This is a genomic window from Sphingopyxis sp. DBS4 (assembly GCF_024628865.1).
Taxonomy (GTDB): Bacteria; Pseudomonadota; Alphaproteobacteria; order Sphingomonadales; family Sphingomonadaceae; genus Sphingopyxis.
Window position 1 is genome coordinate 692,414 of record NZ_CP102384.1, and the last position, 17,504, is coordinate 709,917.

The 17,504-nt window shown below is 67.7% G+C and carries 18 protein-coding genes; 14 read left to right on the forward strand and 4 right to left on the reverse strand.

Annotated features, from left to right (window positions below; genetic code table 11):
• Positions 1–78: 78 nt before the first annotated feature.
• Genes NP825_RS03225 through NP825_RS03240 form a run of 4 tightly spaced genes read left to right on the forward strand, consistent with a single transcriptional unit; the run spans position 79 to position 5,789 of the window.
• A complete protein-coding gene (locus NP825_RS03225; protein WP_257548336.1) occupies positions 79–1,707 on the forward strand; it encodes a thiamine pyrophosphate-binding protein in 1,629 nt (542 codons plus the stop codon).
• Positions 1,704–3,146 carry an aldehyde dehydrogenase family protein gene (locus NP825_RS03230; RefSeq protein ID WP_257548337.1) on the forward strand — a complete coding sequence of 481 codons (1,443 nt, stop codon included), beginning with the start codon at positions 1,704–1,706 and terminating at the stop codon, positions 3,144–3,146. The genes NP825_RS03225 and NP825_RS03230 overlap by 4 nt, the downstream gene beginning before the upstream one ends.
• Positions 3,136–4,383, forward strand: coding sequence for a kynureninase (gene kynU, locus NP825_RS03235; protein ID WP_257548338.1), 1,248 nt, complete (start codon positions 3,136–3,138; stop codon positions 4,381–4,383). Before NP825_RS03230 ends, kynU begins: the two co-directional genes overlap by 11 nt.
• Before the next feature lie 23 nt (positions 4,384–4,406).
• Entirely contained in the window at positions 4,407–5,789 is a 1,383-nt protein-coding gene (locus tag NP825_RS03240; RefSeq protein ID WP_257548340.1) for an amino acid permease, read from the forward strand.
• Here NP825_RS03240 and NP825_RS03245 read toward each other — a convergent pair.
• Positions 5,741–6,733: a LysR family transcriptional regulator gene (locus tag NP825_RS03245; protein ID WP_257548342.1), complete on the reverse strand. Its 993-nt coding sequence runs from the start codon at positions 6,731–6,733 to the stop codon at positions 5,741–5,743. The genes NP825_RS03240 and NP825_RS03245 overlap by 49 nt on opposite strands.
• A 193-nt stretch (positions 6,734–6,926) precedes the next feature.
• On the opposite strand from NP825_RS03245, the gene NP825_RS03250 reads away from it, so the two are divergent.
• A complete protein-coding gene (locus NP825_RS03250; RefSeq protein WP_257548344.1) occupies positions 6,927–8,003 on the forward strand; it encodes an amidohydrolase family protein in 1,077 nt (358 codons plus the stop codon).
• Between the two features lie 227 nt (positions 8,004–8,230).
• On the opposite strand, the gene NP825_RS03255 is transcribed toward NP825_RS03250, so the two are convergent.
• From NP825_RS03255 to NP825_RS03265, 3 genes are all read right to left on the reverse strand, one after another.
• The gene (locus NP825_RS03255) at positions 8,231–8,677 is read right to left on the reverse strand and encodes a VOC family protein (protein ID WP_257548346.1); all 447 of its coding nucleotides are present in this window, start codon (positions 8,675–8,677) and stop codon (positions 8,231–8,233) included.
• A 24-nt stretch (positions 8,678–8,701) separates the two neighbouring features.
• Positions 8,702–9,505, reverse strand: a complete 804-nt coding sequence (locus NP825_RS03260; protein ID WP_257548348.1) for an aspartate dehydrogenase — start codon at positions 9,503–9,505, stop codon at positions 8,702–8,704.
• 176 nt (positions 9,506–9,681) lie between these two features.
• Positions 9,682–9,954 (reverse strand): hypothetical protein, encoded by a 273-nt coding sequence (locus tag NP825_RS03265; protein WP_257548349.1) that lies wholly within the window; start codon positions 9,952–9,954, stop codon positions 9,682–9,684.
• A 21-nt stretch (positions 9,955–9,975) separates the two neighbouring features.
• Here NP825_RS03265 and NP825_RS03270 point away from each other — a divergent pair, with 21 nt between their 5' ends.
• Genes NP825_RS03270 through NP825_RS03310 form a run of 9 tightly spaced genes read left to right on the forward strand, consistent with a single transcriptional unit; the run spans position 9,976 to position 17,504 of the window.
• Positions 9,976–10,890: a fumarylacetoacetate hydrolase family protein gene (locus NP825_RS03270; RefSeq protein ID WP_257548350.1), complete on the forward strand. Its 915-nt coding sequence runs from the start codon at positions 9,976–9,978 to the stop codon at positions 10,888–10,890.
• On the forward strand, positions 10,887–11,939 hold the full coding sequence (locus NP825_RS03275; RefSeq protein WP_257548351.1) for an ABC transporter substrate-binding protein: 1,053 nt from the start codon (positions 10,887–10,889) through the stop codon (positions 11,937–11,939). The genes NP825_RS03270 and NP825_RS03275 overlap by 4 nt, the downstream gene beginning before the upstream one ends.
• Positions 11,936–12,493 carry a VOC family protein gene (locus NP825_RS03280; RefSeq protein ID WP_257548352.1) on the forward strand — a complete coding sequence of 186 codons (558 nt, stop codon included), beginning with the start codon at positions 11,936–11,938 and terminating at the stop codon, positions 12,491–12,493. The genes NP825_RS03275 and NP825_RS03280 overlap by 4 nt, the downstream gene beginning before the upstream one ends.
• Positions 12,490–13,242 carry an ABC transporter permease gene (locus NP825_RS03285; RefSeq protein WP_257548353.1) on the forward strand — a complete coding sequence of 251 codons (753 nt, stop codon included), beginning with the start codon at positions 12,490–12,492 and terminating at the stop codon, positions 13,240–13,242. Before NP825_RS03280 ends, NP825_RS03285 begins: the two co-directional genes overlap by 4 nt.
• Positions 13,239–13,988, forward strand: a complete 750-nt coding sequence (locus NP825_RS03290) for an ABC transporter ATP-binding protein (protein ID WP_257548354.1) — start codon at positions 13,239–13,241, stop codon at positions 13,986–13,988. The genes NP825_RS03285 and NP825_RS03290 overlap by 4 nt, the downstream gene beginning before the upstream one ends.
• Positions 13,988–14,815 carry an alpha/beta fold hydrolase gene (locus tag NP825_RS03295; RefSeq protein WP_257548355.1) on the forward strand — a complete coding sequence of 276 codons (828 nt, stop codon included), beginning with the start codon at positions 13,988–13,990 and terminating at the stop codon, positions 14,813–14,815. Before NP825_RS03290 ends, NP825_RS03295 begins: the two co-directional genes overlap by 1 nt.
• Positions 14,812–16,284, forward strand: a complete 1,473-nt coding sequence (locus tag NP825_RS03300) for a 2-hydroxymuconic semialdehyde dehydrogenase (protein ID WP_257548357.1) — start codon at positions 14,812–14,814, stop codon at positions 16,282–16,284. The genes NP825_RS03295 and NP825_RS03300 overlap by 4 nt, the downstream gene beginning before the upstream one ends.
• 9 nt (positions 16,285–16,293) lie before the next feature.
• Positions 16,294–17,073 carry a 2-keto-4-pentenoate hydratase gene (locus NP825_RS03305; RefSeq protein ID WP_257548359.1) on the forward strand — a complete coding sequence of 260 codons (780 nt, stop codon included), beginning with the start codon at positions 16,294–16,296 and terminating at the stop codon, positions 17,071–17,073.
• Positions 17,070–17,504, forward strand: a complete 435-nt coding sequence (locus NP825_RS03310) for a RidA family protein (protein WP_257548361.1) — start codon at positions 17,070–17,072, stop codon at positions 17,502–17,504. The genes NP825_RS03305 and NP825_RS03310 overlap by 4 nt, the downstream gene beginning before the upstream one ends.

Here is a 17,504-nt window from a genome sequence, read left to right on the forward strand (position 1 = left end):
GCGGGTATTTGATATTATTTGTGTATGGCGCCCGCGCCTAATCGGGGTGCGACTGCACTCTCGCATGAAGGATCGCGCATGACATCGACCACAGTGGCCCGCAACGTCGTGACCGGGCTGCGCGACCTGGGTGTGCGCCATATCTTCGGCGTCCCGAGCGGCGGCTGGGTCGACTATATGGAGGCGATCCGCACCACCGACGGCATCGACTTCGTGCTGACCAGCCACGAAGGCGGCGCGGGCTTCATGGCCGATGTGTGCGGGCGGCTGACCGGGGTACCGGGGGTCTGCTTCGGCACCTTCGGGCCTGGCGCCACCAACCTCGCGACCGGGGTCGGCGGCGCGACGCTCGACCGTTCGCCGATGATTGCGCTGACCGACGAAATGCCCGCGCCGCTGCGCGGCCGCACGGTGCAGATGGCGATCGACCATCAGGCGCTGTTCGCGCCGCTGACCAAGGCGACGATGCGGATCGCGGCCGACAGCGCCGTCGACACGCTGGCCGAGGCGGCGCGCATCGCGCTGTCGGGTCGCCCCGGTGCCGTGCACGTCGGGCTGCCGCAGGGAATGAGCGCGGAGGCGGTCGAGGCCGCGACGATCGGCGCGCTCGCCGCCGACCCGCTGCCGCTGCCCGATGCCGCCGCGATCGACGCGCTCGTCGCTGCCTTCGCCGCCGCCGAAAGGCCGGTGCTCGCGATCGGTCTCGGCGCCGTTCACGCGAAGGTGCAGGATCGCATCGTCGCGCTCGCCGAGCGCTTCGGCCTGCCGGTGCTGCTGACCCCGATGGCGAAGGGCATGATTGCCGAGGATCATCCCAATTACGCCGGCGTCCTCTTTCACGCGCTGTCCGACACGGTCGGGCTCACCCATGCCGAGGCCGATCTGGTCGTCGCGGTCGGCTATGACCCGATCGAGTTCAATTACGAAAGCTGGATGAAGGACGGGCTGGCGCTTGCCAGCATCGACGTTGCGCCTGCCGACATCGACCGCGCCAAGCATCCGGTTGCCGCCGAGACCGTTGGCGCGATCGCGCCCGCGCTCGACGCATTGTTCGCATTGCCCGCCGAGGCCAAGGACTGGGACCTCGCCGCGCTCGGCGAGCGCAAGGCGGCGATGTTCGCGAAGCTTGCGGCGCGCGAGGGGGCTTTCGGCCCCTGCGCGGCGCTCGACGTGCTCCGCGACGTGCTTCCCGACGATGGCATCATGACCTGCGACGTCGGCGCGCATACGCATCTGATCGGCCAGCATTGGCGCACGCCCCGGCCGGGGACGCAGATCATGACCAACGGCTGGTCGGCGATGGGCTTCGGCCTGCCCGCCGCGATTGCTGCGAAGCTCTGCCGCCCCGATACGCCGGTATGCTGCGTCGTCGGCGACGGCGGCTTCCTGATGACCGTCGGCGAGCTCGCGACCGCCGCGCGCGAGAAGCTACCGATCGTGATCGTCGTCTTCACCGACAACGACCTCGCGCTGATCCGCATCAAGCAGGAAAAGAAGGCAAATCCCATCTATGGCACCCCGGTGCGCGCCGAGGGCACGATCGGCGGCCCGTCGCTGTTCGGCGTGCCAGTCACGGTTGCGCGCGACCCCGCCGAATTCCGCGCTGCGCTCGAGGCCGGCTTCGCCGCCGACGGCCCGGTGATCGTCGAGGCGCTGCTCGACAGCCGCGAATATGACGCGCTGGTGCTCCGCAAGGACAAGCCATGATGCATGTCGCGGTCGATACCGGCCGGTCGCTCCTGATCGGCGGCCGCTGGGAAGCGGCGGCGGAAACGATGCCGGTGGTCAACCCATGGTCGGGCGAAGCGCTCGGCGCGGTCGCCTGCGCCGATGGGGGCCATGTCGAGCGCGCGGTGGCGAGCGCCCTGCGCGGCGCCGAGGCGATGCGTGACCTGTCGACCGGCGAACGGTCGCGCATCCTCCACGCCGCCGCGACGGCGCTCGCGGCCGATGCCGAGCGCTTCGCCGCCGCGATCACCGCCGAGACCGGCAAGCCGATCCGCGCCGCGTCGCGCGAGGTGGCGCGCGCGGTCAACACGCTCCGCCTCTCGGCCGAGGAAGCGGTACGGCTCGCGGGCGAAACGATCGCCTTCGACAGCTTTGCGGGCGGCGAGGCACGCTCGGGCCATTATGTCCATGAACCCGTCGGGGTGATCGCCGCGATCACGCCGTTCAACGATCCGCTCAACCTCGTCTGCCACAAGCTCGGTCCCGCCTTCGCTGCGGGCAATGCGGTGGTGCTCAAGCCCGCCGAGCAGGCGCCGCTCGTCGCGGTGATGCTCGCGAAGCTGCTGCTCGCGGCGGGGCTGCCGACCGAGGCGCTGAACCTCCTCACCGGGCGCGGGCGCGACTTCGGCGATGCGCTGACCGGGCATGGCGACGTGGCGATGGTCAGCTTCACCGGCGGGGCCAGCGTCGGCCAGGCGATCTGCCGCTCGGCGGGGATCAAGCGCGTTGCGATGGAACTCGGCGGCAACGGCCCGGTGATCGTGATGGACGATACCGATGTCGAAAAGGCCGCCGCCGCCTGCGTCGCGGGCGCGTTCGGCGCGGCGGGGCAGAATTGCATCGGCGTCCAGCGCCTCTACGCCCACGATGCCATCTATGACGCTTTTCGGGAGGAGCTGATCGCTGCCACCGAGGCGTTGCGCGTCGGCGATCCGATGGACCCCGCGACCGACGTCGGCCCGATGATCGGCGGCGACGAAGCCGCGCGCATCCTCGCCTGGGCCGACGAAGCCGTCGCGCGCGGCGCCACCCTGCTCGCGGGTGGCGAACGCGCCGGGGCGCTGGTGCGACCGACTGTGCTCGCCGGCGTCCCCGACGACGCGCGCGTCGCCTGCCACGAAGCCTTTGGCCCGGTGGTCAGCCTGTTCCGCTTCGCCGACTTGGGCGAAGCCATCGACGCCGCCAACCGCGCCGACTATGCGATCCACGCCGCCATCTTCACCGAATCGCTCGGGCACGCGCGCCACGCGGCGCGGCGGCTGCGTGCGGCGGGGGTGATGATCAACGATTCGACCGATTACCGCCTCGACGCCATGCCCTTCGGCGGGGCGGGGCGGGGCAATATGGGCCGCGAGGGCGTGCGCTTCGCCGCGCGCGAAATGTCGCAGACGAAGGTGATTTGTTTCCATGACGCTTGATACTCTCGACCGCGCCGCCTGCCTGGGCATGGACGCCGCCGACCCGCTCGCACCGCTCCGCGCCCGCTTCGACCTGCCCGAAGGGATGATCTATCTCGACGGCAATTCGCTGGGCGCGATGCCGAAGGGCGCGGCAGCGCGCGCCCACGAGGTGGTGACGCGCGAATGGGGCACCGACCTCATCAAAAGCTGGAATAGCGCGGGCTGGTTCGACCTGCCGGTGCGCCTCGGCGACAAGCTCGCGCCGCTGCTCGGCGCGGCGCCGGGCGAGGTGGTCGTCTGCGATTCGACGAGCCAGAATCTGTTCAAGCTGCTGTCGGCCGCGGTCGCGCTGCGCCCCGACCGCCGCGTGCTGATCCTCGAAGGCAGCAATTTCCCCACGAACAATTATATCGCTGAGGGCGTCGCCGCGGCGACCGGCGGGCGCGTCGAAGTGCGGCTCTGCGAAAAGGACGAGATTGCGGACGCGATCGACGAAGAGACGATCGCGGTCGCGATCACCCATGTCCATTACAAGTCGGGCCATATCCACGACATGGCGGCGATCACCGCGCGCGCGCAGGCGGCGGGGGCGCTCGCGATCTGGGATCTGTGCCACAGTGCCGGGGCGATGCCCGTGGACCTCAACGGCTGCAATGCCGATTTCGCGGTCGGCTGCACCTATAAATATCTGAACGGCGGCCCCGGCTCGCCCGCCTTCCTGTTCGCGGCGAAGCGGCATCAGGGGCAGGCGCTCCAGCCCGTCACCGGCTGGTGGGGCCATGCCGCGCCCTTCGCTTTCGAGCCCGGCTACCGCCCGCAGCATGACATCCGCCAATTCCTGATCGGCACCCAGCCGATCGTGTCGATGGCGCTCGTCGAGGTCGGGCTCGACATCCACCTCGCCGCCGACATGGGCGCGATCCGCGCCAAGTCGATGGCGCTCACCGACCTCTTCATCCGCCTCGTCGAGACGCGCTGCGCCGGACATGGCTTCACGCTCTCCTCGCCGCGCGACGCGGCGGCGCGCGGCAGCCAGGTCTCCTTCGCGCACGCCGACGGCTATCCGATCATGCGCGCGCTGATCGCCGCCGGGGTGATCGGCGATTTTCGCGCGCCCGACACGGTGCGTTTCGGCTTCACGCCGCTCTATGTCGGCTATGCCGACGTGTGGGACGCGGTCGACCGGCTGGTGACGATCATGGACGGCGACATCTGGAAATTGCCCGAGCATCAGGTCCGCGACGCGGTGACATGAGCGGCAGGGGAGGGGACGCAAGCATGGACGAACAGGCCTATCTTGACCGCGAGGCCGGGCTCGAACGTGGGCTCAGCAAGGCGCAGATCATCATGATCGGCCTCGGCGGCGCGATCGGTACCGGCCTGTTCATGGGGTCGGGGATCGCGATCGGCTATGCCGGGCCGGGCGTGCTGGTCAGCTATGCGATCGCGGCGCTGGTCGCGGTGATCATGGTGTTCAGCCTGTCCGAAATGGCGGTCGTCCATCCGACCGCGGGCTCGTTCGGCACCTATGCCGAAATCTATCTGGGGCCGATGATGGGCTTTATCGTCCGCTACACCTACTGGATCCAGCAGGTGCTGCTGATCGGCAGCGAGGCGGTCGCGGTCGGCATCTATATGCGCTGGTGGCTGCCCGATACGCCGGTGTGGATGTGGGCGCTCGGCAGCGCGGCGACCGTCGTCTGGATCAACACGCGCGCGGTGCATAATTTCGGCTCGGTCGAATATTGGCTGACGGTGATCAAGGTGTCGGCGATCGTCGCCTTCATCATCGTGGGCTTAAGCCGCATCTTCGGCGTGGTCGGCGATCCGGTCGGGCTCTACAACGTCACCGGGCTCGCAGGTGGCTTCCTGCCCAACGGCTTTTCGGGCGTGTGGCTGGCGGTGCTGATGGCGCTCTTCTCCTTCATGGGGCTCGAGTTCGTCGTCGGCACCGCGAGCGAGGCGAAAGACCCCAGGGTCGCGATCCCCGCCGCGCTCAGGACGATGGCGGCGCGGCTGTTCCTCTTCTACATCCTCGCGCTGTTCATCATCGTCGCGTTCCTGCCGTGGACGGAGTCAGGCGCGAAGGTCGTCACCGAAAGCCCGTTCGTGAAGATGTTCGCGAGCGCGGGCATTCCCTATGCGGCGGGCCTCATGAACTTCGTCGTCGCGACCGCGGCGCTGTCGGCGATGAACACCAGCATCTATCTCGGCTCGCGGATGCTCTTCTCGCTCGCGCGCGGCGGCTATGCGCCGCGAAAGCTCGGCGAACTCAACGCGCAGCATGTGCCGATGCGCGCGACGATCGTCACCGGCATCGGCATCCTCGCCGCCGCCTCGCTGTCGATCCTGACCCCGCTCGCGTATAATTATCTCTTCGGCATCGTGCTGTTCGGCGGGCTGCTCGTCTGGAGCGCGATCCTCGTCAGCCATTTGCGCTTCCGCCGCAAACATCATGCGGCCGACCTGCCGGTGCGGATGCCCTTCTTCCCCTATGCGCAGATACTGGGACTGGGGCTGCTCGGCGCAATCACGGTGACGATGGCGATCGACGCCGACTGGCAGGTCGCGGTGTTCGCGGGCGGGCCGTGGCTGGTGCTGATCACCGCCGCTTACTTCGTCTGGCGGCGCGTCGCAGCGGGGTCGGCGAGGACCTCCTGATCCTGACCCAGTTCGTCCCGGATCTCCGCGGCGACCTCGTGAACGACGCCCATGAAGTAGGCGGCGGCCGCTGACAGTTCGACGTTCGCGTGCGTCGTTGCGCCGATCCGCGAATTCGCGCCCTCCAGCGTCACCGGCAGCGCAACGAGCCCCGCCTGGCCGAGCCCGACCTGATGCGGCATCGCGGCGAGCATGTCGGTGCTGACCAACAGCGCATGGTTGGTGAGGATCGATACCGATTCGATCACGTCGCGTGGGGGTTCGAGGTCTTCGTGGCGAAAGGCATGGTCGATCTGACGACGCAGCGACGTCTGCGTCGGCGGCATGACCCACGCCTGCTCGACCAACTCGGCAAGGGTGAGCGAAGCGCGCGCCGCCAGCGGATGTCCCTCGCGCACCATGATCGACACCGTGTCGAGATAGAGCACCTCCTGCTTCAGCCCCTCGCGCTCGCGATATTCGGGCAGGCGGCCGAGCACGACATCGATGTCGCCGGTGCGCAGCCCCGGCATCAGCCGGTCGATCGTCCCCTCGGCGACCGTCACCGCGATCCCCGGCCGCCGCTCGCGCAGCCGCGCGAGCGCGCGCGGCAGCAGCGAGGTCGACGCCGCGAGCAAGGTTCCGACATGGACGCGCCCCGACAGACCCTCCTCGAGCGATTGCAATTCCTCGCTTGCGTGGCGAAGCTGGGCGAGGATCAGCTTGGCGTGCTTGATCATCACCGCGCCGAAATCGGTCGGGGTCACCCCGCGCGACGAGCGCTCGAAGAGCTGGACGCCGAGCGCGTCCTCGAGTTCCTTGATGCTCTTGGTCGCGGCGGGCTGCGCGATGTTCAGCGCCTGCGAGCCCTTCAAAACCGTACCCTCGTCGGCGATGGCGGTGAGCAGGCGGAGCTGGCGCAGCTTCAACCGGCTCAGCAGGAAATTCTCGTGAAATTTAGGCATGATGCATCTCCCGCAGCCCCTGGCGTTCGGCGCCGGCCCGCTCCCTCACCCGGCCTCCCTAACGATGGCAAACTATGGGAGGCCGGGTGAGGGAGCGGGCCGGTGTCGGGCCCAAGGAAGATATAGCCGTTTTGTAATAGCTAGGGCAAGTCTCGGGATTATTGTTGATAGCTGACCCTCGTTACTCAACCGCATGGCCCGCGCGCTTCAGCACGCCGCGGGATGGCGAAATGGCGAGGATGCGGCGACAATCATGATGGACGAGGGTGCGACACAGGCGGCCGTGATCGACATGCACAGCCACTTCTTTCCTGCGATGGATGTCGCCTATCGTGCGCGTGCCGAGGCCGAGGGGCTGCCGTGGCTCCGCGACGATGGCGCGGGCAAGGGCTTCATCATGCAGGGTGCGAAGACGTTCCGCCCGGTCGAGGATATATTGTGGGATCCCGCGCGGCGCGTCGAGGCGCTCGACGAGCAGGGGATCGATCTTCAGATCATCTGCGCCACGCCGATCATGTTCGGTTACAGCCGCCCGGCGGAGCAGGCGCTCGAATGCGCCAGGCGCTTCAACGATGCGGCGCTCGATTTTTGCGGCCACGCGCCCGGGCGGATGAAAGCGCTCGCGCAGGTGCCGCTGCAGGACATCGACCTGTCGTGCGCCGAGGTCAGCCGCGCGATGGAGGCGGGACATCTCGGCGTCCAGATCGGCAACCATATGGGGCTGCGCAATCTCGACGACGAAGGCATTTTGACCTTCCTCACCCATTGCGCGGAGGTTGGCGCGGCGGTGCTCGTCCACCCGTGGGACATGATGGCGCGCGAGCGGATGCCCAAATATATGCTGCCCTGGCTCGTCGCGATGCCGGCCGAGACGCAGCTTTCGATCCTGTCGCTGATCCTGTCGGGCGCGTTCGAGCGCCTGCCCAGAAGCCTGCGCATCTGCTTCGGCCACGGCGGCGGCAGCTTCGCCTTTCTGCTCGGCCGGGTCGAAAATGCGTGGAAGCATCGCGACATCGTTCGCGTCGACTGCCCGAATCCGCCCTCGACCTATGTCGATCGCTTCTTCGTCGATTCGGCGGTGTTCGACCCGCGCGCGCTCAGCCTGCTCGTCGACGTGATGGGCGAGGACCGCATCCTGCTCGGCTCCGACCATCCCTTTCCGCTCGGCGAACAGGACATCGGCGCGCTGGTGCGCGAGCATGGCGAGCTGTCGCCGGCGCAGAAGGTGAAGATCTTCAGCGGCAACGCGCGGACGTTCCTGAACCTGTAGCCATCGTCGGCATTGGGGTAGGAAGCGGCTGTTTCCCAACATTCGTCATTCCCGCGAAAGCGGGAACCCAGAGCATGCGTCGGCTGACCCCACACTGGGTTCCCGCTTTCGCGGGAATGACGAAGTGAGGAGGATGCAGCGCGTTTTCCATGCATCTTCGTCAAATCAAAAAAAACCGCCGAAGCGATGGGCTTCGGCGGCTTTCGTCTGTCAGGATGGCTGCGATTTCATGCTGGCGGCGGTGCGCCCTTGAAGCTCTCGGTGCCCGCCCAGCCGCGCTCGGAGACGTCGACCATGACATTCTCCGGCCCCGCCATCTTGTATTCGGCATTGTCCTTCGCGGGATTCTTGCCGAGGCCCTGCGCCAGGTTGACGTCGTGGCGCGGGGCATAGCCCGAATTCTCGAAGCGCTCGACGACGTCGGCGATATCATCGCACTGGAAGCCGATGTGATGGAGGCCGGTATAGCCCTCGGGGAACTCCATCCCCGCGGCGGGGCGGTTCTTGAAGCAGAGCAGGGCGATGTTGATGTGGCCGTCGGTCACATAATAGCCGCGCGCGTTGCGGCTGTCGATCTTGCCGGCGACGGTCCAGCCGAGGACGTCGGTGAAGAAGCCGACCGAATTGTCGGGGTCGGCGGATGCGATCGCCACATGGCGGAGGCGGGTGGTCATGGTTCGAACCTTTCGTTTGAAAAATCAGGTGCCGATGCGGATCGGGCTGACGAGATCGTTCAGCACCGCAACGATGCTCTGCGCGGTGATGCGGCCGGTGCCGGGATTCTCGTCGGTCGGGATATTCTGAATTCCGAGTTCGAGCCGCGCGCTGTCCGAATCGACGATGATGCGGTGGGTATTGCGTTCGAGCGCCGGATCGGCCCAGATTTCGAGCCGGGTGCGTTCGGGGCCGACGCCCGCGAGGCCCAGCGCCGCCGCGACGTTGACGTTGGCGGGAAAGGCGATCGCGCCCTCGCGCGCATTGCCCTCGAAGATTTTCAGCGGCTCGGTGATCGCGGTGAGGTCGATGTTATTGCGCACGACATGCTCGGCCTTGATCAGCGACTGGACCGGCTTGCGCGTCACCATCGTCACCGAATGGATATTGCCGATCGCCGCCGCGCGCACCGCGTCGAGCCCGAGCAGCGCGCCGGTCGCGAGGATCAGGCGGCCGCCGTGCGCGCGAGCGAGGTCGGCGGCTTCGGGCCATTGCATCAGCGCCGCGCCGCTCACCGTGACCAAAGTCTTGCCGGCGCGCAGCGTGGCCTCCGCGATCTCGCGGAAGGCCGCGGTCGGCGCGCTGTCGACGATCACGTCGGACAGGGCGACGAGCTCGGCGGTATCGACGATCGGCACGGGGTGTTTCAGCTTCGCCATCGCCGCCTCGGCGCGCGCGCGGTCGCCTGCGGACACCGCCGCGAGCGTCAGCGGCAGGTCGCTTGCTTCGATATGGCGCGCGACGACGCGGCCGATGGTGCCGAAACCGGCGATGCCAATGCTCTTCATATCCGCCGCGCTACGGCGTCACTGTTATATGCGATAATATCGATTGTCCGGCCCGCTATCTCTGAACGGATATAGAGATGCCGATCGGCTGGAGCGCAATCACGCTCGATGGAATCGTCATCCCGGCCTTCGCCGGGATAACGGTGGGGGAAGCGCGGCGTTTCCGTCCAGGCTGATCATCCCCTGGCTATGTATTTTTGGTTATAGGTAGCCGCATTTTCTATCTTTGACTGCATATCGTCCGCCCCGCACAAGCAGGACTGCATTTTGGGGGAGCCATGCAGGCGTTTTTGAAACCGGAACGGGAACCAGTCGCGGCGGCGCGGATGCCGATCCGGGCCTTCGGGTGAAATGCGATGGCCGATGTCTCCCTCGACCGTCGCACCGCGCTGGCGGCGATCGGCGCCGGCTTTGCATTCGGCTGCGCAGCGCCCGGCTTCGCGCGCCATTTTGAGAAGGAAGATCGACGCATGACCCGCTTTGCCCTTGCCACCCGCGCCACGCCCGAGGGCGCGCGCCCGACGATCCGGGTCGGCGACGCTTTCCATGATCTGCACGCTGCAGCCGACGCGCATGGCTTCGCGTCGGTGGCGGGCGACGTCACCGCGATCATCCGCGACTGGGACGCGCGGCGCGACGGGCTGTTCGCGCTCGCCCGCGCGCTGGAAGGCGCGGCGAGCGGAATCGACGCGCCCGCGCTCGCGGCGCCGTTCGAGCCGCGCCGTATCTTCGCAGCCGCATCGAACTTCATCGAACATGCCGACGAGATGAAGACCAAGCTCGCCGCCAAGGCCGAGAGCGAGCCCTATGTCTTCCTGAAGACGGTCGAGAGCGTCGTCGGGTCGAACGAGACGGTCGTCGTCCCCCCGCAGGTGTCGCGCCCCGACTGGGAGGTCGAGCTCGGCGTCGTGCTCGGCCGTGCGGGGAAAAACGTCGCTGTCGCCGACGCGCACGACCTCATCGCGGGCTATACGATCGTCAACGACGTGTCGGCGCGCGACCGCACCCGGCGGACCGACTTTCCCTTCTCGCACGACTGGTTCCGCGGCAAGAGCTTCGACAGCTTCACGCCGCTCGGCCCGGTGTTCGTGCCGCGCGACTGCCTCGGCGATCCGCATGACATCCGCCTCGGCCTCAAGGTCAACGGCGAGGCTATGCAGGACGGCAACACGTCCGAGATGATCTTCAACATCTATGAGCAGATCGCCTATCTCTCGACGATCCTCGAATTGAAGGCGGGCGACCTGATCGCCTCGGGCACCCCCGCCGGGGTCGGCATGGGGCGCGGCGTCTTCCTGAAGGACGGCGACGTGATGGATGCCTGGGTCCAAGGCATAGGCGAGCTTCGCAACCCCGTCTCGGCGCCGCACCTGCCGCGCGCATGACGCCGAAGACCGCCTTTTCGCGCCGCGCGCTGATCGCGCCTTTGCTCGTCGTTGCAGCCATCGCCGCGCTGACGCTGTGGAGCACGTTCGGCGGCAATGCGCCGCAGGTCGCGAAGCAGGCGGAGGGCGCGCGCGCCGTTCGCTTCAACATGGCGTGGCTGCCGCAGGGCAGCATGGCGGGCATCTTCGTCGCGATCGACAAGGGTTATTTCGCTGACGCCGGGCTCGCGGTCGAGCCGGTGCGCGGTTTCGGCGGGATGCGGACCGCGAACGAGCTCGACCAGGGCATGTTCGAATTCGCCTATATCGATCCGCTGTCGGTCGCGCTCAGCCGCGCGAAGGGCGGCAAGGTGCGGATGATCGGCGGCATCAACATGCGGCTTCCCGCCGGCGCCTGTTTCGTCAAGGAGCGGCACAATATCGCGAAGCCTGCCGACCTTGCAGGCCTGCGCTTCGGCGCCGGGCAAAGCTCGATGATTCAGGCGCTGCTCCCGGCATGGCTCAAGGATAATGGCGTTGACCCGGCGCGCGTCGAGCAGATCCAGCTCGACCCGGCGATCGTCGTCTCTTCGCTCGTCGAGGGACGGATCGACGCCGCCGAATGCTGGCTCGGCAATTCGATGGCGCTGTTCGACAAGGCGGCGAAGGCGAAGGGCGTGACCATCGGGCGCATTACCTATGCCGACTTCGGGCTCGACGTTTACGGCAGCGGTTTCGCGACGCAGGACGCGCTGATCGAAAAGCAGCCCGATCTGGTGCGCGCTTTCCTGAAGGCCGCCTATCGCGGCTATGCCGACGCGGCGCGCGATCCCAAGGGCGCGCTCGCGATCATCCGCAAGGCCTATCCTTTGCTCGACGAGGCCGTCACCGAACGCCAGATCCGCGAAACCGCCGACCTGATGGCGGCCGAGGGCGGCTCGCACCGCCTCGCGCCCGAGAAGATCGAGCGCACCGTCACCACGCTGCAGGCGAGCGGCCAGCTTCAGGGCTTCGACCAGATGCCGCAGCTCTTCACCAACGCCTTCGTTCCGATGGGGAATCAGCCATGACCGATCCCGGTTCCTACCGCCCGCGCCCGACGCGGCTCGGCCACCTCGTGCTCAAGGTACGCGACATCGACCGCAGCCTCGCTTTCTATACCGAGGTGATCGGGCTCACCGTGTCCGACTGGATCGACCACCATATGGTGTTCCTGCGCGCGGGCGTCGATCATCACGACCTCGCGCTGCTTCAGCTTCCCCCCGGCCACAGCGCGATCCCCGAGGGTCATTATCCCGCCGTCGAGCATTTCTCCTACCGCCTCGAAACGATCGAGGAGATGGAGCAGGTCGCGGCGATGCTGGTCGCGCGCGGTATCCCCATCGACCGCGGCATCGGCAAGCACGGGCCGGGGGCGAACAGCTTCCTCGTCTTCCGCGATCCCGACGGCAACAATGTCGAATTCTACACCGACATGACGCAGATCACCCCCGACAGCCCCTATGCGCCCTCGGTGTGGGACGGGAAAGATCTCGAAACCTTCGACCGCTGGCACCTCGAGAAATTCCTCGTGCCGCCGCCCGCGCGCATTCAGGCGCTGCTCGACAAGGGCGACGACGCGTGAGCAGACTGCTCAATCGCGATACCGCGATCAGCGCGGGCTTTTTTCTGCTGCTCGGGCTGGCGTGGGAATATGGCGTTCGCGCGTCGGGCATCGCCTCCTATCTGCTGCCGCCGCCGAGCGCGATCCTCGGCGAGCTCTGGCAGTCGCGCGGGCCGATCCTGTCGCAAAGCCTCGTCACGCTGACCGAAGTGTTCTGGGGGTTCCTGATCGCGGTCGCGCTCGGGGTGCCGATCGCGGCGCTGATCCATTTCTCGCGCACCGCGAAAAGCACCGTCTATCCGCTGTTCGTCGCGCTGCAATCGATCCCCAAGATCGGCCTCGCGCCGCTGATCGTCGTCTGGTTCGGCTATGGCCTCGCGTCGAAGCTGATCATGGCCTTCCTCTTCGCTTTCTTCCCGATCATCATCGCGACGCTCGGCGGGCTCGCCAGCACTCCGGCGCATCTCGAGGAGCATTTCCGGGCGCTGCGCGCCACCCCGATGCAGGCCTTCTGGCGCCTCCGCCTTCCTGCCGCGCTGCCGAGCTTTCTCGACGGGTGCAAGGTCGCGATGCCGCTCGCGGTGATCGGGGCGGTGGTGGGCGAGTTCGTCGGCTCGAACGACGGCCTCGGCAACCTCATCCTCACCGCCTCGGGTTCGGGGCACACGACGCTGACCTTCGCCGCGCTGATCGCGGTGACGATCCTCTCTCTCCTGCTCTTCTACGGCGTCGCCTATTGGGAGCGCTTCATCTGGTGGCGCGCGGCATGAGCGTGGTGATTTCCCTCTCGAACGCCGGCAAGCTGTTCGGCGGCCGTCAGGTGCTGCAAGGCGTCAGCGCCGAGATCGGCGATGCCGAATTCGTCTCGATCCTCGGCCCCTCGGGCTGCGGCAAGAGCACGCTCCTTCGCCTGATCGCGGGGCTGGTTCCCTTCGAGGAAGGCAGCATCCGCTTCGGCGGCGCCGAGGTCACCGCGCCGACTGCCGACATGGGTTTCGTCTTCCAGACCTCGAACCTGCTGCCGTGGCGCAATGTCCGCGACAATCTGCTGCTCGGCGTCGACCTCGACCCGGCGGCGAAGCGCCCCGACGAAGCGGCAATTGCCGCGCTGGTCGAGACGCTGGGGCTGACGGGCTTCGAGGCGAGCTATCCCGGCGAACTGTCGGGCGGGATGCGCCACCGCGTCGCGATCGGGCAGGCGCTGGCGCGCGGGCCGCGGGTGCTGCTGATGGACGAGCCGTTCGGCGCGCTCGACGCGCTGACCCGCGACCGGCTCAACATGGAACTGCTCCGCATCTGGCAGCGCGACCGCAAGACCGTGCTGCTCGTCACCCACAGCATTTCGGAAGCCGTGCTGCTCTCCGACCGCGTGCTGGTGATGTCGGAGCGGCCGGGGACGATTATCGAGGATGTCCGCATCGACCTGCCGCGCCCGCGCGACCCCAGCGCGACGCGCGAGGACCCGGCGTTCGGCGACTATGTCGTGCGGCTCAGCAAATTGATGGGAGTATCGTGATGGACAGCGGGATTCTGGCGACGGCGGGCGCCGAAATCTGGTGGCAGACGCACGGAGAAGGACCGGCGGTCGTGCTCGCGCACGGCATCGGCGGCAATCATGCGATCTGGTATCGGCAGATCGATGCGCTGGCGCGTTCGAACCGCGTCGTCACCTTCGACCATCGCGGCTTCGGCCTGTCGCGCGACCATGACGGGCGTGGGCGCGACGCCTTTGTCGACGATCTGACCGCGCTGCTCGATCATCTCGACGTGGAGAAGGCCGCGCTCGTCGGCCAGTCGATGGGCGCGGGCACCTGCGTCGGCTTCGCCCACCGCACCCCGGAGCGCGTCGCGGCGCTCGCCATCTGCGACAGCCTGCACGGTATCGCCGAGACGGGCGAGATCAAGACGATCATGGACGCCGCGCGGGCAAAGACCGCTGACCTGTCGCAGATCGAACGCGTCCTCGGCGCCGGCGCGCCGCGCGAGCTCGCAACGCTCTATAGCCAGATCGCGAGCTTCAACGCCGCCGATCGTCACAGCCTGGCGGGCCGTTTCGAGGCGCGCCCGGCGGCCGATCTCGGCGGCAAGGGATTTCCGATCCTCTTCCTCTGCGGGGTCGAGGACGCGCTTTTCCCGATCGAGGCAGTGCGCCTTGCACAGGCCGATGTCGCGGGCTCCTTCCTCGTCGAGGTCAACGATGCGGGCCATTCGGCTTTCCTCGAAGCGCCGACCCAGTTCAACGACACGATATTGTCGCTGCTCCAGATGGCGGGGCATGTCGGCAAGGCCGGCCCCGCGCACAGCAATGCCGCGGGCTATGTCGCGGTCGGAGGGGCGGCATGAGCGCCTATCCCTTCGCCGAACGGCCGGTGCTGAACTATGTCGATGGAGCCTTCGTCGAGGGCGACGGCTGGTTCGACAATGTGAACCCGGTCGACGGCAGCGTCGCGGGCCGCGTGTCGCTCGCGAGCCGCGACCTCGTCGATCGCGCCGTTGCGGCGGGCCGCGCCGCGCTCAAGGGGCCGTGGGGCAAGATGTCGCAGGCCGAGCGCTGCAAGCTGCTCGTCCGCATCGCCGAGGGGATCGAGGCGCGTTTCGACGAGTTCGCGGCGGCGGAGATCGCCGATACCGGCAAGTCGCTGCATCAGGCGCGAACGATCGACATTCCGCGCGGCGCCGCCAATTTCCGCGCCTTCGCCGCTATCGCCGAAGCGCGCGCGATGCCGAGCTTCCGCACCGACCTGCCCGACGGGCGCAGCGCGATCAACTATGCGGTCGCACGGCCGCTCGGCGTGGTCGCGATCGTGTCGCCGTGGAACCTGCCGCTGCTGCTGATGACGTGGAAGGTCGCGCCCGCGCTGGCGTGCGGCAATGTCGTGGTGGTCAAGCCCAGCGAGGAAACCCCCTCGACCGCGACTTTGCTCGCCGAGGTGATGGACGCGGCGGGAGTGCCGCCGGGGGTGTTCAACCTCGTCCACGGCTTCGGCGCGGACTCGACCGGCGAATGGTTGACCGCCAATCCGGACATCGACGCGATCACCTTCACCGGGGAATCGGCGACCGGCGGCGCGATCATGCGCGTCGCGGCAGCAGGCGTGAAACCCGTCTCCTTCGAACTCGGCGGCAAGAATGCCGCGCTCGTCTTCGCCGACTGCGATTTCGACGAGGCGGTTGCGGGGACGGTGCGCTCGGTCTTCTCCAATTGCGGGCAGGTGTGCCTGTGCACAGAGCGCATCTATGTCGAGCGGCCGATCTTCGACCGCTTTGTCGCCGCGCTCGCCGAACGCGCGAAGGCGCTGACCGTTGGCGACCCTTGGTCAGGCGCAGACATGGGTCCGCTGATCTCGCACGGCCACCGCGAGAAGGTGCTGTCCTATTATGCGCTCGCGCGCGACGAGGGTGCGACCGTTGTCACCGGTGGCGGTATCCCCGAACTCGACGGCGCGCTCGCGGGCGGGGCGTTCGTCCAGCCGACGATCCTCACCGGCCTCGGCCCCGATGCGCGCTGCGTACGCGAGGAGATTTTCGGTCCCGTCTGCCACATCGCGCCCTTCGACAGTGAAGAGGAAGCGATCGAGCTTGCAAACGATACCGACTATGGCCTTGCCGCGGCGATCTGGACGCGCGACGTGGGACGCGCGCACCGCGTCGCGGCGCGGATGGAGGTGGGCATCGTCTGGGTCAACGAATGGTTCCTGCGCGACCTCCGCACCCCCTTCGGCGGCATGAAGCTGTCGGGCATCGGGCGCGAGGGCGGCGAGCATTCGCTGAATTTCTATTCCGAACCGACCAATATCTGCGTGAAACTGTAAGAGGATATCATGGCCGACATCGCCGCCATCGCCGCAAGGCTCGACACCGCCGCCCGCGAGGCCAGGGCGATCCCGCAGATCACGGGGGAGGCGGGCGACCTGCCGCTCGCCGACGCCTATGCCATTCAGCGCGCCGCGATCGACCATCGTCTCGCGCGTGGCGCGACGCTGGTGGGCGTCAAGATGGGCTTCACCAGCGAAGCGAAGATGGCGCAGATGGGTCTCAAGGACCAGATATGGGGCCGGCTCACCTCTGACATGGTCGTCGTCAACGGCGCCGCGATCGACCGCGCGCGCTTCATCCATCCGCGCGTCGAGCCCGAGGTTGCGGTGCGGCTGAAGGCGCCCTTGTCGGGCGAGGTGACGCGCGACGAAGCTCTCGCGGCGGTCGATGCGGTCGCAGCGGCGCTCGAGATCATCGACAGCCGTTACGAGAATTTCCGCTTCGCGCTTGGCGACGTGATCGCCGACAATGCTTCCTCGTCGGCCTTCGTTACCGGCCCGTGGCTCGCCGCCGATACCGACGTGTCCGACGTCGCGATGGCGATGCGCGTCGATGGCGAGGTGGCGGAGACGGGGACGAGCGCCGCGATCCTCGGCGACCCGCTCCGCTCGCTCGTCGCCGCGGCGCGGCTCGCGGGCGCGGCGGGCCTCACCCTCCAGCCGGGCTGGACGGTGATGCTTGGCGGCGCGACCGCGGCGGCGGCGATCGGCGCGGCGCATAGCGTCTCGCTCGACGCGGGGCATCTCGGCCGCGTCGGCTTCACCATCGAAGGAGGTGCGGCATGAGCGGCGATAGCGAAGGCAGGGTGATCCCCGGCAAGGCGCGCCCGCGCGGCCGCTTTCCGCACTATCGCCGCGCGGGCGATTTCGTCTTCGTCTCGGGCACGAGTTCGCGCCGCACCGACAACAGCTTCGCGGGCGCCTCGGTCGACGAATATGGTACGGTGTCGCTCGACATCGCCGAGCAGACGCGCGCGGTGATCGAGAATATCGGCGCGATTCTCGCCGACGCGGGCGGCTCGCTCGCCGACGTCGTCGACGTGACGAGCTTCCTCGTCAACATGAACGACTTCGGCGGCTACAACGCCGTCTATGCCGAATATTTCGACGAGGCCGGTCCCGCGCGCACCACCGTCGCGGTCCACCAGCTTCCTCACCCGCACCTGCTGATCGAGATCAAGGCGACCGCCTTCATCCCGCGCGCATCGAAAGGATGA